The 20821-nt window shown below is 73.2% G+C and carries 23 protein-coding genes; 12 read left to right on the top strand and 11 right to left on the bottom strand.

Translation table 11 applies throughout. The features are described 5' to 3' along the window. Positions 1-126: 126 nt before the first annotated feature. Positions 127-504, top strand: coding sequence for an NADH-quinone oxidoreductase subunit A (gene ndhC / locus ACGFIE_RS00115; RefSeq protein ID WP_007455225.1), 378 nt, complete (start codon positions 127-129; stop codon positions 502-504). Between the two features lie 67 nt (positions 505-571). Here ndhC and folP read toward each other — a convergent pair whose 3' ends face one another. Beyond that, positions 572-1441 (bottom strand): dihydropteroate synthase, encoded by an 870-nt coding sequence (folP, locus tag ACGFIE_RS00110; protein ID WP_393289425.1) that lies wholly within the window; start codon positions 1439-1441, stop codon positions 572-574. A 151-nt stretch (positions 1442-1592) separates the two neighbouring features. Between folP and ACGFIE_RS00105 the strand changes: the two genes are divergently transcribed. The 4 genes from ACGFIE_RS00105 to ACGFIE_RS00090 all read left to right on the top strand — a co-directional run bounded on the left by ACGFIE_RS00105 (position 1593) and on the right by ACGFIE_RS00090 (position 4037). Continuing rightward, entirely contained in the window at positions 1593-2258 is a 666-nt protein-coding gene (locus tag ACGFIE_RS00105) for a DivIVA domain-containing protein (RefSeq protein WP_393289423.1), read from the top strand. Continuing rightward, a complete protein-coding gene (locus ACGFIE_RS00100; protein ID WP_363685115.1) occupies positions 2255-2752 on the top strand; it encodes an SRPBCC family protein in 498 nt (165 codons plus the stop codon). Before ACGFIE_RS00105 ends, ACGFIE_RS00100 begins: the two co-directional genes overlap by 4 nt. Positions 2753-2818: 66 nt before the next feature. Beyond that, the gene (locus ACGFIE_RS00095; RefSeq protein ID WP_363685117.1) at positions 2819-3388 is read left to right on the top strand and encodes a DNA-3-methyladenine glycosylase I; all 570 of its coding nucleotides are present in this window, start codon (positions 2819-2821) and stop codon (positions 3386-3388) included. Positions 3389-3413: 25 nt separating this feature from the next. Continuing rightward, positions 3414-4037, top strand: a complete 624-nt coding sequence (locus tag ACGFIE_RS00090) for a hypothetical protein (protein ID WP_393289421.1) — start codon at positions 3414-3416, stop codon at positions 4035-4037. Here the strand turns inward: ACGFIE_RS00090 and ACGFIE_RS00085 are convergent. The 4 genes from ACGFIE_RS00085 to ACGFIE_RS00070 are packed head-to-tail and all read right to left on the bottom strand — an operon-like array spanning position 4034 to position 8264. After that, entirely contained in the window at positions 4034-5275 is a 1242-nt protein-coding gene (locus ACGFIE_RS00085; RefSeq protein WP_393289419.1) for a DUF1501 domain-containing protein, read from the bottom strand. The genes ACGFIE_RS00090 and ACGFIE_RS00085 overlap by 4 nt on opposite strands. Positions 5276-5291: 16 nt before the next feature. Further along, positions 5292-6590, bottom strand: coding sequence for a DUF1800 family protein (locus ACGFIE_RS00080; RefSeq protein ID WP_393289417.1), 1299 nt, complete (start codon positions 6588-6590; stop codon positions 5292-5294). A 59-nt stretch (positions 6591-6649) separates the two neighbouring features. Beyond that, a complete protein-coding gene (locus tag ACGFIE_RS00075; RefSeq protein ID WP_393289415.1) occupies positions 6650-7441 on the bottom strand; it encodes an enoyl-CoA hydratase-related protein in 792 nt (263 codons plus the stop codon). 4 nt (positions 7442-7445) lie between these two features. Next, the gene (locus ACGFIE_RS00070; RefSeq protein WP_363685127.1) at positions 7446-8264 is read right to left on the bottom strand and encodes a PaaX family transcriptional regulator C-terminal domain-containing protein; all 819 of its coding nucleotides are present in this window, start codon (positions 8262-8264) and stop codon (positions 7446-7448) included. A 190-nt stretch (positions 8265-8454) separates the two neighbouring features. On the opposite strand from ACGFIE_RS00070, the gene ACGFIE_RS00065 reads away from it, so the two are divergent. Further along, a complete protein-coding gene (locus ACGFIE_RS00065) occupies positions 8455-8622 on the top strand; it encodes a DUF3117 domain-containing protein (protein WP_007455245.1) in 168 nt (55 codons plus the stop codon). Positions 8623-8770: 148 nt separating this feature from the next. Then, positions 8771-10246: a leucyl aminopeptidase family protein gene (locus tag ACGFIE_RS00060; protein ID WP_393289412.1), complete on the top strand. Its 1476-nt coding sequence runs from the start codon at positions 8771-8773 to the stop codon at positions 10244-10246. Positions 10247-10252: 6 nt separating this feature from the next. Here ACGFIE_RS00060 and ACGFIE_RS00055 read toward each other — a convergent pair whose 3' ends face one another. After that, positions 10253-10840 carry an O-methyltransferase gene (locus ACGFIE_RS00055; protein ID WP_393289410.1) on the bottom strand — a complete coding sequence of 196 codons (588 nt, stop codon included), beginning with the start codon at positions 10838-10840 and terminating at the stop codon, positions 10253-10255. A gap of 375 nt (positions 10841-11215) precedes the next feature. Here ACGFIE_RS00055 and ACGFIE_RS00050 point away from each other — a divergent pair, with 375 nt between their 5' ends. Further along, positions 11216-12466: a S1C family serine protease gene (locus tag ACGFIE_RS00050; RefSeq protein WP_393289408.1), complete on the top strand. Its 1251-nt coding sequence runs from the start codon at positions 11216-11218 to the stop codon at positions 12464-12466. 76 nt (positions 12467-12542) lie between these two features. After that, positions 12543-12965, top strand: coding sequence for a preprotein translocase subunit TatB (locus tag ACGFIE_RS00045; protein ID WP_393289406.1), 423 nt, complete (start codon positions 12543-12545; stop codon positions 12963-12965). Positions 12966-13317: 352 nt separating this feature from the next. Here ACGFIE_RS00045 and ACGFIE_RS00040 read toward each other — a convergent pair whose 3' ends face one another. The 3 genes from ACGFIE_RS00040 to ACGFIE_RS00030 form a co-directional block, all read right to left on the bottom strand. Next, positions 13318-14466 carry an Mrp/NBP35 family ATP-binding protein gene (locus tag ACGFIE_RS00040; protein WP_363685137.1) on the bottom strand — a complete coding sequence of 383 codons (1149 nt, stop codon included), beginning with the start codon at positions 14464-14466 and terminating at the stop codon, positions 13318-13320. 88 nt (positions 14467-14554) lie between these two features. After that, positions 14555-15181, bottom strand: coding sequence for a DUF1003 domain-containing protein (locus tag ACGFIE_RS00035; RefSeq protein ID WP_007455258.1), 627 nt, complete (start codon positions 15179-15181; stop codon positions 14555-14557). Beyond that, positions 15174-16460, bottom strand: coding sequence for a magnesium transporter MgtE N-terminal domain-containing protein (locus tag ACGFIE_RS00030; protein ID WP_393289404.1), 1287 nt, complete (start codon positions 16458-16460; stop codon positions 15174-15176). The genes ACGFIE_RS00035 and ACGFIE_RS00030 overlap by 8 nt, the downstream gene beginning before the upstream one ends. A gap of 33 nt (positions 16461-16493) precedes the next feature. On the opposite strand from ACGFIE_RS00030, the gene ACGFIE_RS00025 reads away from it, so the two are divergent. Further along, entirely contained in the window at positions 16494-17369 is an 876-nt protein-coding gene (locus ACGFIE_RS00025; RefSeq protein WP_393289402.1) for a PhzF family phenazine biosynthesis protein, read from the top strand. Between the two features lie 12 nt (positions 17370-17381). Then, entirely contained in the window at positions 17382-17912 is a 531-nt protein-coding gene (locus ACGFIE_RS00020) for a hypothetical protein (RefSeq protein ID WP_393289400.1), read from the top strand. A gap of 149 nt (positions 17913-18061) precedes the next feature. Here ACGFIE_RS00020 and ACGFIE_RS00015 read toward each other — a convergent pair whose 3' ends face one another. Continuing rightward, complete coding sequence (locus tag ACGFIE_RS00015) at positions 18062-18805, bottom strand: HAD family hydrolase (RefSeq protein ID WP_393289399.1); 744 nt, start codon at positions 18803-18805, stop codon at positions 18062-18064. Positions 18806-18908: 103 nt separating this feature from the next. Between ACGFIE_RS00015 and ACGFIE_RS00010 the strand changes: the two genes are divergently transcribed. Beyond that, positions 18909-19868, top strand: a complete 960-nt coding sequence (locus ACGFIE_RS00010) for a DMT family transporter (protein ID WP_393289397.1) — start codon at positions 18909-18911, stop codon at positions 19866-19868. 6 nt (positions 19869-19874) lie between these two features. On the opposite strand, the gene ACGFIE_RS00005 is transcribed toward ACGFIE_RS00010, so the two are convergent. Continuing rightward, on the bottom strand, positions 19875-20519 hold the full coding sequence (locus ACGFIE_RS00005; protein ID WP_393289395.1) for a hypothetical protein: 645 nt from the start codon (positions 20517-20519) through the stop codon (positions 19875-19877). Positions 20520-20821 lie beyond the last annotated feature (302 nt).

Genomic DNA, 20821 nt, shown 5'->3' with positions numbered 1-20821 from the left:
GTCCTCCGGTGCCATGGGTGGAAGTCCAATGTTCGTTAACAGTTGCCTCGGCGCACTAGTCCCGCCCGGAAACAAATCCGTAACGTGTTTGGGACGCCCCAACCGAGCGGGCGGTAGGCTCCCGACGTGACCGGTTACCTGGGCTCGTACGCGACGCTCGGGCTCTTGCTGCTCGTCAGTGTTCTGTTCTTTGTGACGGCGTTCTCGGCCAACCGGGTGTTACGTCCCGCCCGTCCGGCCGACCCGTTCGGCAAGCGGACCAGCTACGAGTGCGGGCTCGACCCGGTCGGCGCGGACTGGGCGCAGATGCAGATCCGCTACTACGTCTACGCCTACCTGTACGTGCTGTTCGCGGTCGAGGCGGTGTTCCTCTTCCCGTGGGCGGTGGTCTTCGATCGGCCGGGCTTCGGCCTGGTCACGGTGGTGGAGATGGCGGTGTTCGTGGCGGTGCTCGCCCTCGGCATCCTCTACGCCTGGCGTAGGAACATCCTGCGCTGGACCTGAGCGCCGCGACCTCCGGCGTTCGTGCCGCTCCGCCTGCCGTTCACGTCGGTTACCGCGACCGGACGACTCAGGCCAGACCTCGCCGGGTCGCCGTCGGCGGGCGGTCGCCGCGGATCGAGGCGACCATGTCCAGCACCCGACGGGTGGGCCCGACCTGGTGGGCCCGGAACACCCGAGCGCCCAACCAGGCGGAGACCGCCGTCGCGGCGAGGGTGCCCTCCAGCCGCTCGGCCACCGGCAGGTCCAGCGTCTCGCCGACGAAGTCCTTGTTGGAGAGCGCCACCAGCACCGGCCACCCGGTGGCGGTCAGCTCGTCCAGCCGCCGGGTGATCTCCAGGGAGTGCCTGGTGTTCTTGCCGAAGTCGTGCGCCGGGTCGATGAGGATCCCGTCGGGGCGTACCCCCGCCGCCACCGCGCGCTCGGCGAGCCCGGTCACCGTCGCGACCACGTCGGTGACCACGTCGTCGAAGGCGGCCCGGTGCGGTCTGGTCCGGGGGACCAGCCCGCCGGCGTGCGAGCAGACCAGACCTGCGCCGGTGTCCGCCGCGACCCGGGCGAGCGCCGGGTCGACGCCCGACCAGGTGTCGTTGAGCAGGTCCGCGCCGGCCGCCACGGCCTCCGTCGCGACCTCGGCGCGCCAGGTGTCGATGGAGATGACCACCTCCGGGAACGCGGCCCGTACGGCGGCGATGGTGTCCACCGTCCGCCGGATCTCCTCCGCGACGTCCACGTCGACGCCCGGCCCCGCCTTGACCCCGCCGATGTCGATGATCGCCGCGCCCTCGTCGACAGCCCGCTCGACGGCGCGCAGCGCGCTGTCGGCGGCGAAGGTGGCGCCCCGGTCGAAGAACGAGTCCGGTGTGCGGTTGACGATGGCCATCACCACCAGCTCACCCGGGGCGAACGTCCGCCCACCAAGCCGAAGTGCCCCGGCCATGACGCCTCCCGACTGTCCGCACCGTCGCCGCCGCTCCGGCCGCCACCGACGCTAGCCGGTCGGTCGGCCGGTCCGTTGGTCGGGCGCGGGCGTCGATGGTGATCGGGGTGGTGGGGTCGCTCCCAGCCGGCTGTCGTGCCACGATCAGTGCATGGGTCAGCTTCTGCTCCTCCTGGTCGTGGCGTTGACTGTCGCGGCGGTGGTTTTCGGCGTGACGGTGTTGGTCAGTGGCCGCGATCCCGGCCTCACACCGACCGAACCGGATTCGCAGGCCATCCCGCTTCCGGGCACTCGACCACTGCGGGAATCCGATGTGGGCGCGGTCCGTTTCGACACCGGGTTGCGCGGGTACCGGATGGCGCAGGTCGACCAGGCGATGCGTCGTGCCGCCTACGACATCGGCTACAAGTCGGAGCTCATCAGCGTGTTGGAGGCGGAGGTCGTCGCGTTGCGCGAGGGTCGCACCGACGACGCGGACGTGCTGCGCCAGGCCCGGGAGCAGGCCGCCGGGGCGGTGCCGGGCCCGACCACGGCGGAGCCGGCTGCGGCAGCGGTGTCGGTCGACGCGGGTACGGCAGCGGCCGGGGCGGACGCCCTGCCCACCGCCACCTCCTCGGCTGCCGACTCCGACGGCGTGGCGCCGGCCGACAGCGAGCCGACGGCCACCCACCAGCCGGCCGCCCACCAGTCGGCCGACGACGAGCCGACCGCCGGTGAGCCGGCCTCCCGCACGCCGGCCGACGACGAGCCGGCCCAGGACGAGCCGGCCGGCGGTGCCGGACAGCACGGCACGGTGGTCCGGTCGGAGTCGGTGTGACCGGCCCGGAGGGCGCTGATGATCTTCGGGAGGCGGCCCAACCCGGCGCCGGTGAGGTGACCGCCACGGTCATCGTGAACGCCCCGGCGGCCCGGGTCTTCGCCGCGTTGCTCGCCTGGGAACGGCAGTCGGACTGGATCCCGTTCACCCGGGTCCGGGTCGTCGAGGGCGATGGGCGCGAGGGCAGCCGGATCGAGGCGGTGACCGCGCTCGGCCGGGCGACACTGCGCGACGAGATGCGGGTGGTCCGGGTCGACGAGCCGTACGAGATCGGCGTGGTGCACCACGGCCAGGTGCTGCGCGGCCCCGGCGTCCTGCGCTGCACCCAACTCGGCGAGACCCGCACACAGGTCGTCTGGCACGAGTGGTTCCACCTGCCGGGCGGCCGGGCCGGTCGGCTGGCGTGGCCGGTGCTCTGGCCCGGCTCCAAGCTGGGCCTCACCCAGGCGCTCAAGAGGTTCGGCCGTCTGGTCGAGCAGGGCCGACTGCCCTGACCGTGCCGCCCGCCGGGTAGGCCCGAGCGTGCGGGGCTGTCGGTGCGATGGCCTAGCGTGTGCGACGTGAGTGACCTGGTGATCGGCGCCGACGGGCTGGCCCGCTGCGCCTGGGGGGCGAGCACCCCCGACTACGCCGTCTACCACGACACCGAGTGGGGGCGGCCGCTGCGCGGCGACGACGCGCTCTACGAGCGGATGACCCTGGAGGCGTTCCAGTCCGGCCTGTCCTGGCTGACCATTCTGCGCAAACGCCCGGCGTTCCGGCTGGCCTTCGACGAGTTCCACATCGCCACCGTGGCCGGCTACGGCGACGCCGACGTGACCAGGCTGCTCGCCGACGCCGGCATCGTCCGCAACCGGGCCAAGATCGAGGCGGCGATCGCCAACGCCCGCGCCGCGCTGGAGCTGCCCGACGGGCTGTCCGCGCTGCTCTGGTCGTTCGCGCCGGAGCGCCGGCCGGCCCGCCCCGCCTCGTTCGCCGAGCTGGCGCCGATCACCGGAGAGTCGACGGCCATGGCCAAGGCACTCAAGAAGCGCGGCTTCCGATTCGTCGGCCCGACCACCGCGTACGCCCTCATGCAGGCCACCGGGATGGTCGACGATCACATCGTCGGCTGTCACGTCACCCGCTGACCGGCGTCGTGATGGGATGGCAGGCATGACGACCGAGACCGCATACCGGGCCGGTGCGGCCGGCCACGCCGACGGGCAGGGCACCTGGGCGGTGCTGCTGTCGGCCGAGCGTTACGAGGCCGAGCGGCTCGTGCACCACGACACCCTGGAGCTGACCGGGCTTACCGACATCGGCCGTCCCGGCCCCGGTGACCGGGTGGCGGTGCTGGCCGACGCGCCGCCGCGACTGGTGGCCCTCGGGCGGGTCACCGCCCCGTCGCGGCGGCATTCCGAGGACCCGGACGATCCGCAGTCCGACGTCGAGCCGGGGACGCTCGTCGTGACGTACACCCGGCGGGCCTTCGACGAGCCGGTGCCCACCGACCTGCTCACCCTCGACGGGCCGGTCACCGCACTGGAACCGGCCGCCTTCCGGGCGCTGGCCGACCAGCTCGGCCCGCCTCCGGCGCGGCGCACCTGGCTGGTGAGCCTCGACCTGCCGATCGAGGCCGGCACACCCGCCGAGGCGGTACGCCTGTTCTGGTCGTACGTGCAGGAGCTGGGGCCGCGCGAGCTGCCCGCCTTCGTCTCACCGGCCGGCGACGAGCTGGCCATGCAGGCGTTCGTGCTGGGCGCGGCGGCCAACCAGGACCCGGAAGAGGACGACTAGAACAACTTGTCGAGTCGTCCCCGCCAGTCGGCGAGCACCGGGCCCGGGTCGGTGTCCAACACCCGCTCCAGCAGCGTGGCGTAGACGTCCCGGAAGTCGGTGGTGTATTTCAGGTCGCCGTCGTCGAGGTCGGTGAGGCTGGGCGCGTCCCCGTGCCAGCCGCCGCGCACCCCCGCGCCGAGCAGCAGCATGTCGGAGGCGGTGCCGTGGTCGGTGCCGTCCGAGGCATTGGCCCGGACCCGGCGGCCGAACTCGGAGTAGACCGCCACCACCACCTTCCGGCCCGCCTCGCTGCGACTCATCCGGTCGGCGAACCCGGTCAACGCCCGGTCCAGCTGGCCCAGCAGAACGGCCTGCAACTGCTTCTCGTCGGCATGCGTGTCGAAGCCGCCAAGCGACACCGAGAAGACCCGGGTGGACACCTCCGCCTCCACGCACTGCGCGACCAGGTCCAGCTGCGCGTCAAGCGGGGTTCGCGCCCCGCCGGTGGCCGTCGCCGGGGCCTGCTCACCGTCCGGGTCGTCCGCCTCCGTGGCTGCGGAGTCGCGTACCTGGCGGATCATTTCGTCCACCGACCGCAGGTCGGCGAAGCAGGCGGCGGCGCGGCCCCGGGCGGCCGACTCGCCGGCCTCGGCGGCGGCGAACGCGGTGAGCGTCTCCGCCGGCAGGCCCTTGGCGGCCTTGCGGTCGGTCACCGGCACGGCGGCGCCCGCGCTGTGCGCCCCGGCCAGCAGCGGCGGCAGCGCCGGCTCGAACGAGACCGCCAGCCGGGGGTCGCCGCCCGCCCCGTCCAGCCAGCGGCCGAGCCAGCCGGTGTTGCCCGGCCGGTCCGGTTGCGCGGTGTGCCAGATGTCCATCGACCGGAAGTGGCTGCGATCCGGCTTCGGGTAGCCGATCCCGCGCACGATCGCCAGCCCACCACTCGACCAGCGCTGATGCAGTCCGGCCAGTGCCGGGTTGAGGGCGAAGTCGTCGTCCAGCCGCCGCACCTCGCCGTCGGGGTACGCCAGCTCGGGGCGGGCCGCCCGGTAGGCCGGGTCGCCGTACGGGATGACGGTGTTCAGGCCGTCGTTGCCGCCGTACAGGGTGACGAGCACCAGCGTGCGCGACTGCGGGTCCCGGTCTCCGGCGGTGTCCAGCAGGTCCCGCAGGCCGTACGCGCCGGCACCGGCGGCCAGCGCGCCCGCGCCGACCACCCCGCTGGTGAGCAGGAACCTACGTCGGGTCAGGGTGTCCACTTCTCGACTCCTCCGCTCAGCTGACGGTGTACTCGGGGCTGACCAGGCCGGCGGCCAGCAGCTTCCGTGGCTCGCCGGCCAACGGCGTGAGGGCGGCCCGGGTGCGGGCGCCCCAGCCGTCGACGACAAGCAGTCGGGCCAGGGCATCCGGTCGGCCGGCGGCGGGCGCGGCGCTCAGCCGGGCCAGCACCGCCGGGGTGGCCGCGGCGGCGAGCATCCCGGCCATCCGGAGCCGGGCCTGCAACGACGAGGTGGTCAGCCACGCGGCACCGGCCGGCCAGCCGCCCACGCTGGGCGGACGCAGCGGCACCTGGTCCAGCGCGTTCAGGCCGGACAGCAGTTGCTTGCGCTGCTGCTCCGGCAGCGCGGACGGCCGGACGCCGAGCTGCCGCAGCGCGCCGACCAGCCACTCCACCGGCTGCTTCACGAGGGTCCCCCGGGTCTGGGGGAAGGCCGGCGACGAGAACAGCGTGCGCAGGGTCGCGACGGTGTCCGCGCCGGCCAGGCCGTCCGGCGCCGGGACGTCGGTGCCCGCGTAGCGGAACCAGAGCCGCCCGGCCACGAACGCCGCCGCCGCCGGTTGGGCGGCCAGCAGTCCGGCGTACGCCTCGGCGTCGAAGCGGCCGGTCTGCCCCAGGATCGTCTTCTCCCCGGGGTCGTGCCGCTTGGCCTCGAAGCGGGCGACGCCGGTACGCCGGTCCACGGTCCAGCCGGTCAACGCCCGCGCGCCGGCCTTCACGTCGGCCTCCGTGTAGGCGCCGATGCCGAGGGTGAACAGCTCCATCAGCTCGCGCGCCAGGTTCTCGTTCGGCGCCTTGCGGGTGTTCTTCTGCCCGTCCAGCCAGATGATCAGAGCCGGGTCGCGCACCATCGCGGCGACGAGCGGGGCCAGCGGCCCGCGCCCGTGGCGGCGCAGCGTCTCCAACTGGCCCAGCATCACCCGCGCCGACTTGACCTTCTGCGCGCTTGTGGCCCAGTGCCCGTGCCAGAAGAAGAGCAACTTCTCGGTCAGCCCGTCCTCGGCGGCGACCATCCGGTCCAGCCACCAGAGGGTCACCTGCTGGAGCTGCTCCTTGCGCTGGGCGTTGGCCTTCTGGCGCTGCTCGCGGGTGGATTCCTTGGTCAGTCCGGCGTACGGGTCGGCGGGCAGCGCCGGCGGTGGGGTGGCCGCCGCGCCCCGGTCGGCCCGAGCCGGGGCGAGCAGGTTGTCCAGGGTCGCCGCCGGCCCGGCCCGCTCGGCCGCGTCCACCTCGTCGGCGGTCGGCCCGAAGGTGGCCCGACGCAGCAGGTGCGACACCGCTTCACGATCGCTCATGCGGTCCGACGCTAGGCGGCCCTCGTACGAGGACGGTAAGGGCAGGGTGCGAATCGCGTTCAGTGTCCCTCGAAGACCGGTTTCTGCTTGGCGACGAACGCGAGGGTGGCAGCCCGGTGGTCGGCGGTGGCGCCGCAGATCGCCTGGGCCTGCGCCTCGGCCGAGAGGGCGTCGGCGAGGGTGCCGGCGTCGGCGATGGAGAGCTGCCGCTTGATGGCGCCGTACGCGACGGTGGGGCCCGCGGCGAGCCGAGCGGCCAGCTCCTGCGCGACAGGCAGCACCTGCTCGTCGTCGTCCGTCAGCCGGGTGATCAGCCCCAGCCGGCAGGCCTCCTCGGCGCGGACCGGCTCGGCCAGCATCAGCAACTCCACGGCCTTGGCGTGGCCGACCAGCCGGGGCAGCGTCCAGGATGCGCCGGTGTCGGCGGCCAGACCGACCTTGGCGAAGGCCATCAGGAAGCTGGTGCTCGGGCCGCCGATCCGGATGTCGGCGAGGAAGGCCAGGGAGGCCCCCGCCCCGGCGGCCATCCCGCGGACCGCGGCCACCACCGGTTTGGGCAGGTTGGCCAACCGGGCGGCGATCGGGTTGTAGTGCGCCCGCACGGTGTCCAGCGGCGGACCGGAGGAGTTGCCCAGGGTGGCCACGTGCTCGCGCAGGTCCTGCCCGGCGCTGAACGCCCCACCGGCCCCGGCCAGCACGACCGCCCGGCAGGACCGGTCGGTCTCCAGCTCGGCAAGCGTGTCCCGCAGGGCTTCCTTGAGCGCCAGGTCGAGCGCGTTCATCGCCTGCGGCCGGTTCAGGGTGAGGGTGACGACGGCGTCGGTCCGGTCGACGAGCAACGGCTCGGTCACGTGTCTAACGACCCTTCTGTCGAACGATGCGGTTGCCGGCGTCGAGGCACTGCTCGACGTACCGGTCGGCGGCCGGACGCAGGCGGGCCGCGTGCCGGTCGAAGAAGCTGGCGGCGGCCGTGCCGGGCCAGCGCTCGGGGAGCAGCGCCGGGGGCAGCTGCGGGTCCCGGAACAGGAAGGTACGCCACGCGTGCACGAGCCGGAACCGGGCCGCGTACGCCTCCTCGTCGGTGCTGCGGACGGTGACCGCGCCGAGCAGCGGGCGCTGGTCGGCGACGAACCGCTCGTACGCGCGGCCGATCTCGGCCAGGTCCCAGGCTCGGCGGACGACGCCCATCGCGCCTGGGGTGCCGGAGAAGTGCGAGGCCGTGAACCGCTCGAACCGGATGCCGGCCTCGGCCAGCAGCAGGTCGACATCCTCGGCGGGCCGGGTGGCCACCCAGGTCTGCTCGTCGAGGGTGCCGTAGCCGAGGAAGCTGAGGGTGGCGGCGAGTCGCTGCCGGTCCCGTCGGGAACCCGGCGCCTCGAGCACGAGCAGGTCGAACCGACCGTCCCAGGTGACCCGGCCGGTCCGGTAGATCCGGGCCGCCGCCTCGTCCAGTCGGCGGGCGGCTTTTGGTGTGATCGAATATCCCGGTCCGGAGGCCAGCCGGAGCGGGTCGAGCCAGCCTTGACGCACCATCCGGGACACGGCGGTGCGAACGGCTGGCGGTGCGATTCCCAGCGGCGCCAGTAGCTTGACCAGGGCGGCGACCGGTGCGCGGCCGCCTCTCGGTCGGAGGTGGTCGCCGTACAGGTCGAAGAGTGCCGACCGTGCCTGCATGACCGCACATTGTGACAGGCCTTCTCAAGATAAGCTAGATGCTGTTACATCAATGCTGCTCCGGTTTGGGTCCGGCGGTGTTCATCAGGGAAAATCGTCTGTCGACACCCCCGCGACAGTTGCGGGTGGTCGTGAAGAAGTGGCTGTGGGGCAACCCACCGACCCTGGTGTAGGTCTGAGGGGAGACAACATGGCGGCGATGAAGCCGCGGACGGGCGACGGTCCGCTGGAAGTCACCAAGGAGGGTCGGGGCATCGTCATGCGGGTCCCGCTGGAGGGCGGTGGCCGGCTCGTCGTCGAGATGACTCCCGACGAGGCCAACGCGCTCGGTGACGCGTTGAAGGCAGCCGCCGGCTGAGTGAGGAACGACCCGGACGGCGTACGTCGCCCGGAGCGTTTCCTGGACCCTGAGCCACCGGGATCGCCGGTGGCTCAGGGTCTTCATCGGTGTGGGCGGGCGATGGCCCGGTCCCACTCTGCGACGTTTCCTGGAGGTGCGGTTCCGCGTGCTCGCCATCCGTCCGCTCGCCGAGTCCCAGCGGCTCGATGTCCTCGTCCTGCCGGTCCGGCCCACCGAGCCGGCGATGGAGGGCGACGCCCCCGCCGAGCTCGTGCCGACCGCAGTGGCGCTCCCGGACGGCACCGCCGAGGAGGCTGCCGCGCTGGTACCGGTCGCCCGACTGAACGGCCGGCCCGGCGAGATCCGTACCCATCTGCGTCCCGGGCGCGGCCCCGGCCGGCTGGTGCTGCTCGGCATCGGCGACGGCGGGGAGTCGTCCTGGCGGGACGCCGGCGCGGCTCTGGTCCGCGCCGCGGCAGATGAGACGCACATCACTATCGCGCTGCCCGGCGAGGTGACTCCGGCCGCGGTCCGTGGGCTGACCGAGGGGCTGCTGCTCGCCTCGTACCGGTTCCGGATGACCGACGCCGACGACCCGCCCGCGCTCGGCGGCGTCGACCTGCTGGTCGCCGACCCGGCCGCCCACGAGAGCACCGTCGCCACGGCGCGGACCACCGCCACGATGACCCACCTCGCCCGTGACCTCACCAACACCCCCTCCTCGGTGAAGACCCCCCAGTGGTTCGCCGACCAGGTGGCCTCCGCCTGCGCCGACCTGCCGGACCTCCACCTGACGGTGCGTGGTCCAGCCGAACTGGCCGCCGAGGGCTTCGGTGGGATCCTCGCCGTGGGCGGCGGCTCGGCAAGTGGCCCGCGGCTGGTCGAGATGGACTGGCATCCCGCGAACGCGCGCACCCACGTGGTGCTGATCGGCAAGGGCATCACCTTCGACAGCGGCGGCCTCTCGATCAAACCGGTTCCGGCGATGAAGCTGATGCGCAAGGACATGGCCGGCGCGGCGGCCGTCGTCGCCGCCACCCTCGGCGCGGCGGCGCTGCGCCTGCCGGTCCGCGTCACCACGCTGGCCCCGCTCGCCGAGAACATGGTCAGCGGCTCGGCGTTCCGCCCCGGCGACGTGATCCGGCACTACGGCGGGACGACGAGCGAGACGACCAACTCCGACGCCGAGGGCCGCCTCGTCCTCGCCGACGCGCTGGCGTACGCGGTGCGGCAGCTCAAGCCCGACCTGCTGATCGACCTGGCCACCCTCACCGGCGCCAACGCCGTGGCGCTGGGCAAGCGCACCGCAGCCCTGTACAGCGAGAACGACGAGCTGGCCGCCGACGTGCTGGCCGCGGCCGAGGCGGCCGGCGAGTCGGCGTGGCGGATGCCGCTGCACACCGACTACGTCGAGTACCTGGGCAGCGAGATCGCCGACCTGTACAGCGCGCCCACCCAGGGCGCCGGATCGGTGGTGGCCGCGCTCTACCTGCGTGAATTCACCGGCGAGCTGCGGGACCGGTGGCTGCACCTGGACATGTCCGCCCCGTCCTGGGCGGACGGCGAGCACGCCGAGCTCGCCCGGGGTGCGACCGGCTGGGGCGTCCGCTCGCTGCTGCGCTGGCTGGCCGGCCTCGACTGACCGACGTCAGCACTTCACGGCGGCCAGCACCCCGTTCCCGACCGGGAGCAGCGCGGGGATCCAGTGCTCCGACTCCCGGACCGCCTTGATCGTCTCGCGGACCGTCACCGTCTCCGCGTCCCGGGCGGACGGGTCGGCGATCCGACCGTGCGCCAGCATGCCGTTGAGCGCGAGCACGCCGCCCGGGCGTAGCAGCCGCAGCGCCGCTTCGACGCAGGCGTGGAACCCGGTCGCCTCGGCATCGACGAAGACCAGGTCGTACGCCCCGTCGGCGAGCCGCGGCAGCACGTCCAGCGCGCGACCGGTGATGATCCGAGTGCGGCCGGCGGCGAAGCCGGCCTCGCTGAAGATCCGGCGGGCGATCCGCTGGTGCTCCACCTCCACGTCGATGGTGGTGAGCACGCCGTCGGCGCGCATGCCACGCAGCAGCCAGACACCGCTCACGCCCGTGCCGGTGCCGATCTCCACCACCGCGCGGGCGTTGCCGGCCGCGGCCAACAGCCGCAGCGCCGCCCCTGCTCCGGGTGTGACCGCGTCGAGGCCCACCTCGTGGGCCAGGCTGCGGGCGGTGCGTAGGACGAGATCCTCGGTCACGTACGACTCGGCGAACTGCTGGGCCTGGGTCGTCGAACCGCCGGAACCGGCGACCGTGGCGATGGGGCACCTCCGGGCGGTGCGTGGTGCGGGGGCGGGTTGGCACTGTGAGCGTAGAGGCGACCGGCGGGAGGCGCAGCCGCGCCTCCGCCCCCTCGCGATCGCCGGAGGCAACCGCTGACTCCACCGCGCGCATCCGTGCAATCCTGGAAGCGGTATTCCGTCAGCCTCGACCGCGCCGAACCGTGGCCGGGCGACGCTGGCGCGGAATCCGGGGACGGACTGGGAGGCACCGACGTGACCGACGGCTGGGATTGGCGGCGGGGCGCTGAGACTCCGGCTTCGGCTCGCCCGCCCGGGGCAGGGGTCCCGCCAGTGGGGCCGCCGACCACGCCGGGGAGCGACACCGCGCCATCGGCCGGTGCGTCGCCCTGGTGGTCCGACGCGCTCGGCGATCCGTGGCGCGACCCGGCGGCACCTGCGGCGGTGGTGGTGCCCGGGGTGGTGGTGGCCGGGACCGAACCCGAGCCGGTCACCGACCCGGACGCGCCGGGCCGACCGACGCTGCGCCATCTGCTGCTCATTCCGGTGATCACCGCGCTGCTGGCGGGCACGCTCGGTGGCGCGTTGGGTTACGCCTTCGCGGTACGCGGCGGCGCAGCCGCCGGCACGGTGCTCGGTGCGCCTGTCGCGGACCCGCCGGCGTTGGCCCAGCGCAAGCCGGAGTCTCTGGCCGGAGTCGCCGAACGTGTCCTGCCCAGCGTGGTCACCGTCCGGGTGAGCAGCCTCGGCGGGACCAGCGAGGGCTCCGGCTTCATCGCCAGCGCCGACGGCCACGTGATCACCAACGACCACGTGGTGGCCGGCAGCAGCGGCAAGGCCTCGGTGATCTTCAACGACGGCACCTCCGCTCCGGCGACGGTGGTCGGTCAGGACCCGGAGTCCGACATCGCGGTGATCAAGGTGAACCGGACGGGGCTGCGGCCTGTGGAGTTCGGCGACTCCGACGCGCTGGCCGTCGGCGACCCGGTGCTCGCCGTCGGCTCACCCCTGTCGCTTGCCAACACGGTCACCGCCGGCATCGTGAGCGCTCTGGACCGGACGATGCAGGCCGGCGAGCCGGGTGGCCCGGTGCGCTACTACGCGGCCATCCAGACCGACGCCGCGGTCAACCACGGCAACTCGGGAGGCCCACTGGTCGACGGCGCCGGACGGGTGGTCGGGGTCAACTCCACGATCAAGTCGCTGGTGGCCGAGGGGCAGGAGGCCGGCAACATCGGGCTCGCCTTCGCCATCCCGATCAACCAGGCCAAGCGCGTCACCCAGGACATCATCGGCACCGGCAAGGCCCGTCGTACGGTCATCGGCGCCCAGGTGGGTGGCCCGGGCGCGGGCGCCAACGGGGGCGTACGGCTGGCCGCAGTGGAGCCCTCCGGGCCGGCGGCCGGGGCCGGGCTGAAGGTCGGCGACGTGATCCTGAAGCTCAACGGCCGGCCGATGACCGAGCCGACCGACCTGATCGCGCTGGTCCGCAAGTTCGCCCCGGGTTCGGTGGTGACCGTCGAGTTCCGGCGGGGGTCCACTCGACAGAACACGTCGGTGACCCTCGCCGCGGATGCCAAGTGAACAGCGCGTCACCCCCTGCCGGAAAACCGTCCGACGTGCGTAGTCTTGCTGCTGACGCCGAGAGGAGGCCCGCGGGATGTTCGAGAACCTGAACATGTGGGAAGTCGGGGCGCTGCTGCTCCTGGCGCTGTTGATCTTTGGTGATCGGCTGCCTGCCGTGATCAACGACGGCCTGCGGATGGTGCGCAATCTACGCAACATGGCCCGCAACGCCACCGGCGACCTCAGTCGCGAGCTGGGCACCGACATCCAGCTCGAGGATCTGCACCCGAAGGCTTTCATCCGCAAGCACCTCCTCAGCGAGGAGGACGAGGCGGCGATCCGCAAGCCGATGCAGGGCGTCTACGACAACCTGCGCGCCGACGTCAGCGGCGTGCACAACGAGCTGAAGGACGTCGCCAACGCCGTGGACCCGCGGTCGAACGGCGCCCGGCCCGGCACGGCCACCGGCTCCGCGCCGGCGCCGGCTCCCCGGGCCAGCTACGACGACGCCACCTGACCGACCCGCGCCGCCCGGCTCGCTCCGGCTCGCGCCCTGGGCTCGCGCCTGCGGCCCTGGGCTCGTCCGGGCCTGACTTTGCCTTGATCAACTCGGTTTCCAGGAAGTCGGCCTTTCAATCGGCCCCGGATGCCGCGACTTCCAGAAACCCGAGTTGACCATGCCGTGCCCGGCGTGCCCGGCGTGCCGGGCCGTGCCGGCTGTGCTGTGCCGGTCGTGCGGGGCTGTGCCGGTCGTGCGGGGCTGTGCCGGTCGTGCGGGGCTGTGCCGCGGCGGCCGTGCCGGGCCACCTACCGACACGACTCAGCCCGCCGGCCAGGAACGGCCGACGGGCTGGCGGTGTTCGGGGTGGTCAGCGCCCGGCGGGCTTCAGGCCGAGCGGCTTGCCGAGCAGCGACTCGCGACGCAGCGCCAGCCGGTCGGCGACCTTGCCGAGCGCCTGCGCGGCCGGGGACTCCGGATCGGCCAGCACGATCGGGTTGCCGGCGTCGCCGGCCTCGCGGACCCGGGTGTCCAGCGGGATCTGACCGAGCAGCGGAACCTGCGCGCCGATGGTCCGGCTCAGCGACTCGGCGACGGCCGTGCCGCCGCCGGCGCCGAAGATCTCCATCCGCGAGCCGTCCGGCAGCTCCAGCCAGGACATGTTCTCGATGACGCCGACCACCCGCTGGTGGGTCTGCAGGGCGATCGCGCCTGCCCGTTCCGCCACCTCGGCCGCGGCGGTCTGCGGGGTGGTGACGATCAGGATCTCCGAGTTGGGCAGCAACTGGGCCAGCGAGATGGCCACGTCGCCGGTGCCCGGAGGCAGGTCGAGCAGGAGCACGTCCAGGTCGCCCCAGTAGACGTCGGCCAGGAACTGCTGCAACGCCCGGTGCAGCATCGGGCCGCGCCACACCACGGCCGCGTTGCCCGAGGTGAACATGCCGATCGAGATCACCTTCACACCGTGCGACTGCGGCGGCATGATCATGTCTTCGACGCGTGTCGGTCGGGCCTCCGTGCCCAGCATCCGGGGCACCGAGTGGCCGTAGATGTCCGCGTCGACCACGCCCACGGAGAGCCCTCGGGCGGCGAGCGCCGCCGCCAGGTTCACCGTCACGCTGGACTTGCCGACACCGCCCTTGCCGCTGGCCACCGCGTACACCCGGGTGCGCGAGCCAGGCTGGGCGAACGGGATGACCGGCTCCTCGCTGGCGCCACCACCGCGTAGCTGCGACTGCAACGACTGCCGCTGCTCGGGACTCATCACACCAAAGTCGATCTCCACGCCGGCCACGCCGGGCACCGCCGCCACGGCAGCGGTGATGTCCCCGCGCAGCTTGTCCTTCAGCGGGCAGCCGGCGACGGTGAGCAGCAGCTCGACCCGTACGACACCATCGGCGTCGATCGTGGCGGACCGGACCATGCCCAGCTCGGTGATGGGCCGGCGGATCTCCGGGTCGTTGACGGTGGCCAGGGCGGCCTGGATCGCGTCCTCGACGGTGCTCACGGGTGCTGACATGACCGCAATGCTACGTCGCGGGGCATCCCCTCCGACCGCTGGCCGCGAGTGGTGTGAGCCAAACGATGACCCGTACCCGACCCGCTGATCAACGGTCGGGTCGGGCGTCGCGGGCGAAGTCCCCGTCCAGGTCGTCGCGCGGCTCGTCCAACCCCAGGCCGTCTGTCGCCCGCTGTGCGCGCCGCTCCTGCTGGCCGTCCTTCTCCTGCTGCCGGCGCTCCAGGCGTTGCCGGCGCTGCCCCGCCTCGTCGAGCTCCTCGGCCAGCCGGGTCAGCTCGGAACGGAGGAAGTCGCGGGTGGCCACCTCGCCGAGCGCGATCCGCAGCGCGGCGATCTCCCGTGCCAGGTACTCGGTGTCCGCCTTCTGGGCGGTTGCCCGCCGCCGGTCCTCCTCCAGCGCCAGCCGGTCCCGGTCGGCCTGCCGGTTCTGGGCCAGCAGGATCAGCGGCGCGGCGTAGCTGGCCTGCAACGACAACACAAGCGTGAGGAACGTGAAGGTGTACGGGTCGAAGCGCAGCTCGGCCGGCGCGAGAGTGTTCCAGCCGAACCAGATCGCGATCACCACAGTCATGACGACGATGAAGTTCGCGGTGCCCATGCCCCGGGCGATGCCTTCCGACCAGCGACCGAACGCCTCCGCGTCGAACCGGGGGAGCTTGATCCCCCGGGGCTCGCGGGGCTGGTCCAGCCGCTCCGTACGCCGCTGCTCAGCCACCGTCGCCGTCCAGTTCCGCGTCGGAGGTGCCCGGGGCGCCCAGGGCGTCCCGGTCTCGCCAGTCCCGGGGCAGGGAGTGGTCCAGTACGTCGTCGACAGTCACGGCGCCGACCAGCCGGTTGCTCCGGTCGATCACCGGCATGGCGACCAGGTCGTAGGTGGCCATCCGGCGGGTGATCTCCGGAAGTGGGGTGGTGGGACGCAGCGGGTCGATGTCGTTGACCACCACCTTGCCCAGCAGGTCGGCGGGTGGTTCCCGCAGCAACGCCTGGAAGTGCACCATGCCCAGGTAGCGGCCGGTCGGGGTGTTCTGCGGGGCCCGGGTCACGAAGACCTGCGCGGCGATGGCGGGGGAGAGCTGCGGCTCCCGGATCCGGGCCAGCGCCTCGGCGACCGTGGCGTCCGGCGGCAGGATGACCGGCTCCGACGTCATCACGCTGCCCGCCGTGCCCGGGGTGTACTTGAGCAGCTGCCTAACCGGGTCGGCCTCGTCCGGCTCCATCAGGTCGAGCAGCACGTCCTGCTCCGGCGGGGGCAGCTCGTTGAGCAGGTCCGCCGCGTCGTCCGGGTCCATCTCCTCCAGCACGTCCGCGGCCCGTTCCCGGTCGAGCGCGGCGAGGATCTCCACCTGGTCGTGCTCAGGCAGCTCGCTGAGGACGTCGGCCAGCCGCTCGTCGTTCAACGCCGCCGCGACCTCGTTGCGCCGCGCGTCGGGCAGGTCCTGCAGGGCGTTGGCCAGGTCGGCGGGGCGCATGTCCTCCAGGACGGCGAGCAGGTTCGCCGTACCCCGGTTGTCGGCGATGCCGCTGAGCCCACGCACCCGGTCCCACTCGACCTGGTGCAGGTGGCCGCGGCGGCTGAGCCGGCCGGTCTGCTCGCGGACCGCGACCCGGCTGAGCGACCACTCACCGCCGCGCGTGCACTCCATCGCGACGTCCACCACAGCGCCGGGCTGGCCGCCCGGTTCGAGCTGTACGCGCCGGTCCAGCAGCTCCTGGAGAACCAGCAGCTCGTTCGGGCGCTTCTCGAAGCGGCGCAGGTTGAGGGTGCCGGAGCCGAGGACCACCGCGTCGGCGTCGATCGAGGTGATCCGGTTGATGGACAGGAAGATCCGTCGGCGCATCGGCATCTCGGCGACCAGACCCACCACCTCGGGGGGACGCTTGGTAGCCCGCAGCCGTCCCACGGCGTCGCGGACCCGCCCCACCTGGTCGCCGTTCGGATCGAAGACGGCGACTCCGGCGAGGCGGGCGATGTAGACCCGGGTCGGCGTGCTCACGGGCACCAGCCTAAGCGCCTAGTGTTTATCAACATGTCGACCTTGGCCTACGAGATCGTGGACGTCTTCACCGACCGCCCGTTCGCCGGCAACCCGCTGGCCGTGGTGTTCGGCGCGGAGGCGCTGGCCACGGAGCAGATGCAGGCGCTCGCGCTGGAGTTCAACCTCTCCGAGACGGTGTTCGTGCTGCCTCCGACCCAGGTGGGGGCCACCTACCGGGCCCGCATCTTCACGCCGGCCGAGGAGTTGCCGTTCGCCGGGCATCCGAGCGTCGGCGCGGCGGTCACCGCGAGTCGACGCGGAATGTTCGGTGTGGGGCAGGTCACCCAGGAGTGCGGGGCGGGTGTGCTGCCGATCGAGGTGACCGCGTCCGGGGCGACGCTCACCGGAGGCAGCCCCACCCTCGGCCCCGAGCTGGACCCGGAACCGTTGCTGGAGATCGCCGGGCTGGTCGCGGACGACCATGACCACGCCGGGCCCGCACCTCGCGTGGCCGGCTGCGGGCTGGAGTTCCCGTACCTGCCGGTCCGCCCGGAGGCGGTGGCCCGGGCGCGGGTGAACCCGGCGGCAGCGGAGCGGTACGGGGTGGCGCACCTCAGCGTCTTCTCCTGGGACGCGGGCACGCAAACCGCGCACGCCCGGGTCTTCGTGCCGGGCCTCGGCGTTCCGGAGGACCCGGCGACCGGCTCGGCGGCGCTCGGGCTCGGGGTCTGGCTGGTGGCGACAGGCCTGTTGCCGGGCGAGGGGCAGGCCCACTACGCGGTGCGCCAGGGCATCGAGATGAACCGTCCGTCCGCGCTGGCCTGCACGGTGACCGCGGCGAACGGTGTGGCCGTCGGCGCGACAGTCGCCGGTCAGGTGGTGCCGGTCGCCCGGGGCGAGATCGCCGTGCCCCCGTTCGTGGGCTGACTGACGGCGCCGATGCGGGAGAATGCCTGTGTGACGGACGAGGATGCCTCCGGTGGCACGCCGCTGGTCGACGAGGCGATGAAGAAGGCCGCGGTGGCCTGGGTCAGCGTGTCCGGTGGGCCCGCGCTCGCGCTCTGGTGCGCCCCGCTGGAGGGCGCGCTCTTCGTGGTGAGCGGGCCGGGCGAGCAGGCCGCGCCGGGTCTGGCCGACGCGACCGGGGCGCAGGTCACCCTGCGCGGCGACCACGGAGGACGGATCGTGACCTGGCCGGCCCTGGTGACCCGACTGGCACCGGGCACCGACGCGTGGGACACCACCGCGCCGCTGGTGGCGGCCAAGCGCCTGAACGCTCCCGGCCCCACCGCCGATCTGGTGGCCCGCTGGGCCGCCGAGGGTTGCGCGCTGAACCGACTCGCCCCGGCCGGCGAGCCGCTGACAGGCGCCGGCCTGCCGTCCGACGCGCAGGCCGAGCAGCCCCGGGAGACTCCGGCGGTCCGCGCCACCCGCAAGCCGTTCCGCCTGCACCGGGTCCGCCGCCGCTGACTCCCCGGGGCGGTTGGCCTGCCGGACCCCGGCCCCTGGCTCGCCGGCCCCTGGCTCGCCGGCCCCTGGCTCGCCGGCCCCTGGCCCCCCGGCCCCTGGCTCGCCGGCCCTCCGGCCCGTTGGCCCGTTGGCCCGTTTGGTCGGCGCGGTCAGGTCGCTGGCCCGGCGACGCCCGAGCCGACGCCGAAGGTGCCCACGCCGACGGTCTCGACGGTGCCCACGAGATCCAGCACCTCGCGCAGGTCGCCGAGCGTGCAGCCGCGCCATTCCCGGTCGGCGTTGAACACCATGTGCTCGGCCAGGTCCGGCGCGGCCAGCCGGACGGCGGTCAGCCCGGCGCGCTCGGCGCCTGTGAGTTCCTGGCTGCCGCCGTCGCCGACGTACAGGCACTCATCCGGCGCCAGCCCCAGCCGACGGCACGCGGTCAGGTACAGCGCCGCGTCCGGCTTGCACCGCCCCACCTGCACCGAGAAGACCTGGACGTCGAGCAGCGGCGCGACCGCGAGCTGCGGCAGGAAGGCCGGCAGCTCGTGCGTACAGTCGCTGATCACGCCGGTGCGCAGGCCGCGCTGGCGCAGCGCCGCGAGCACGGGCACCGCGTCGGCCCGCAGCCGCGTGTCCGCGCGGACCGCGCGGTGCCGGGACGCCACCGCCGCCCGCAGGGCACGGTCACTTGGGTGTACGCCGGCCTGGGTACACACCCATCGCAGGGTCGCCTCCGCGTTGCCGAACCGGCCGCTGGCCCGCTCGTAGTAGGTGCGATTCAGCACCTCGGTAAGTGTTTCGGTGGGGCAGCCCAGCAGCTCGGCGGTGCCGAGGTGCGCGGCCCCGCGCTGCACCGAACGGGTAAGCGTGCCGAAGAAGTCGAACAGCACCGCCTGGTAGCTGGGCATGGCGAAGCGCCTCCGGCGGTCGGGGGTCGCCGACGCGGCCCGCGTGATCGTAACGGAGTGCTGACGGTCGGTGCTGTCCGTGATCGTGTGAGGATTGCTTCCCGTGCCCCCTGGAACATCCCGCCGTCCTCTCGATCCGTTGACCACCGGCGCGGTCGGCCTGGCCGTGGTCGCCGTGTCGTCGTCCGCGCCGCTGATCGCGTACGCGGCCGCCCCCGCGCTGGCCATCGCGTTCTGGCGCAACCTGCTCGCGGTCGCCGTGTTGAGTCCGTTCTCCCTGGCGCGGCGCCGGGCGGAGTTCCGCAGGCTGACCGTCGGGGTGGGTCGGCGGGAGGGCCTGTTCTGCGTCCTCTCCGGGGTCGCGCTGGCCGGGCACTTCGCGACCTGGGTGCCGAGCGCCAAGCTCACCTCGGTCGCCGCGGCCACCGCGCTGGGCGCCACCCAGCCGGTCTGGCAGGGGCTGATCGCGCGTGCCCAGGGCCGTCGGCTGCCGCCGGTGGTCTGGATCGGCATCGTTGTGGCCGTCGGCGGAGCGGTGATCGCCACCGGCGCCGACGTGGGCATCTCCGGCCGGGCCGTCGTCGGTGACCTGCTGGCGGTGACCGGCGGCATGTTCGCCGCCGTCTACACCGCCTTCGGCGAACGGGCCCGGGCCAGCATCAGCACCACCACCTACACGACCATCTGCTACGGCATCTGCGCGCTGATCCTGCTGGTGATCTGCCTGGTCGGCGGGGTACGGATGACAGGCTTCGACGGGCGGACCTGGCTGGCGATCCTGGCCCTGGTGGCCGGCGCCCAACTGCTCGGGCACTCGATGTTCAACTACGCACTGCAGAAGATCCCCGCCACCACGGTGAGCGTGCTGATCCTGCTGGAGGCCCCCGGCGCGGCCCTGCTCGGCTGGGCCTGGCTGGGTCAGCTGCCCCGCCCGTACGCGCTGCTGGGCATGGCGTTGCTGCTTGTCGGGGTCGTGGTGGTGGTGCTGGGCGCCGCCCGCGCCGGCCGCCGAGGGGCGCCACCGACCGCCCTGCCGGCCGACCCCGCCCCGCTGGAGGGCTGACGGCCCTCACAGGTACGCCGCGAAGTGCTCCGCCACCAGATCGGTCAACTGGTCGCCGTGGAGGCTGCCGTCGACCCGAATCACCCGTACACCCAGTCGCTCGGCCTGCACCACCGCGTCCGCCGCCACCAGCTCGTCCCGTGCCCACCGGTTGCGCAGTGCCCGCTCCGGGTCGCTGACCCCGGTGGCGACCGCGCGCGCCCGTGGTAGCCGGTCGATCTGGTGGGCGCGGAACTCGGCGGTGGGCACCAGCACCACCAACTGTCGCAACGACTCGACGACCGGTGCCACCAGTTCGGGGCGCAGTCCCCATCCCTCGGCCACGACCCGGCGGCCGGGCACCAGCGCACTCAGGTCGTCCAGGACCCAGTCGAAGCGGCGGGAGAAGGCGGCCAGCGTGTCGGCCGCCATCCGTGCCGGGTCCGTGCGGACCCAGGTGGTTTCCGGATCGGGCCCGGCTGGCGGCTCACCCCGCCGGACCCGGTCGGCGATGCGTCGATCGTCGTGGCCGCGGGCGTCGTGGCGGTCATAGAGGTACGCGGTCAGTCCGTGTCGCAGGGCCAGGTTCACGGCGACTGTGGACTTGCCGGCCCACTGCCCACCGCCGATCCAGAGGGTCCGGCGCGCGGTGGCTGTCGCATCGAATTCCATGCCTCGACCCTGACCGGCGCACCCGTCAAGATCAAGTCTTGTTTCTCGCCGTCACCAGGTGATGAAGTGGAGAAAGAAGCAACGCGGCCTGCCTCGCGCGGCCTGCCTCGCGCGGTCTGCCTCGCGCGGCCTGCCTCGCGCGGTCTGCCTCGCGCTGTCTGCCTCGCGCGGTCTGCGCAAGCAATCTTGGACAGTTTCCGTTAGCAGGGCGGGCTCAACTGGTGGTTGCAACACTCAGGAGCTGGGTCATCTTCTCACCTGGGGTGGCCCAGCCCAGGGTCATACGGGGGCGGTCGTTGAGT

It is taken from the genome of Micromonospora sp. NPDC049275, assembly GCF_043197115.1.
Classification (GTDB): domain Bacteria; phylum Actinomycetota; class Actinomycetes; order Mycobacteriales; family Micromonosporaceae; genus Micromonospora.
This window is presented reverse-complemented; position numbering and strand designations above follow the sequence as displayed.

Coding starts and splice junctions, on each gene's coding strand:
- ACGFIE_RS00105 (WP_393289423.1), top strand. CDS start 1,593: ATGGGTCAGCTTCTGCTCCTCCTGGTCGTGGCGTTGACTGTCGCGGCG.
- ACGFIE_RS00090 (WP_393289421.1), top strand. CDS start 3,414: ATGACGACCGAGACCGCATACCGGGCCGGTGCGGCCGGCCACGCCGAC.
- ACGFIE_RS00025 (WP_393289402.1), top strand. CDS start 16,494: ATGTCGACCTTGGCCTACGAGATCGTGGACGTCTTCACCGACCGCCCG.
- ACGFIE_RS00015 (WP_393289399.1), bottom strand. CDS start 18,805: ATGCCCAGCTACCAGGCGGTGCTGTTCGACTTCTTCGGCACGCTTACC.
- ACGFIE_RS00020 (WP_393289400.1), top strand. CDS start 17,382: ATGCGGGAGAATGCCTGTGTGACGGACGAGGATGCCTCCGGTGGCACG.
- ACGFIE_RS00080 (WP_393289417.1), bottom strand. CDS start 6,590: ATGAGCGATCGTGAAGCGGTGTCGCACCTGCTGCGTCGGGCCACCTTC.
- folP (WP_393289425.1), bottom strand. CDS start 1,441: ATGGCCGGGGCACTTCGGCTTGGTGGGCGGACGTTCGCCCCGGGTGAG.
- ACGFIE_RS00005 (WP_393289395.1), bottom strand. CDS start 20,519: ATGGAATTCGATGCGACAGCCACCGCGCGCCGGACCCTCTGGATCGGC.
- ACGFIE_RS00065 (WP_007455245.1), top strand. CDS start 8,455: ATGGCGGCGATGAAGCCGCGGACGGGCGACGGTCCGCTGGAAGTCACC.
- ACGFIE_RS00045 (WP_393289406.1), top strand. CDS start 12,543: ATGTTCGAGAACCTGAACATGTGGGAAGTCGGGGCGCTGCTGCTCCTG.
- ACGFIE_RS00040 (WP_363685137.1), bottom strand. CDS start 14,466: ATGTCAGCACCCGTGAGCACCGTCGAGGACGCGATCCAGGCCGCCCTG.
- ACGFIE_RS00070 (WP_363685127.1), bottom strand. CDS start 8,264: ATGCAGGCACGGTCGGCACTCTTCGACCTGTACGGCGACCACCTCCGA.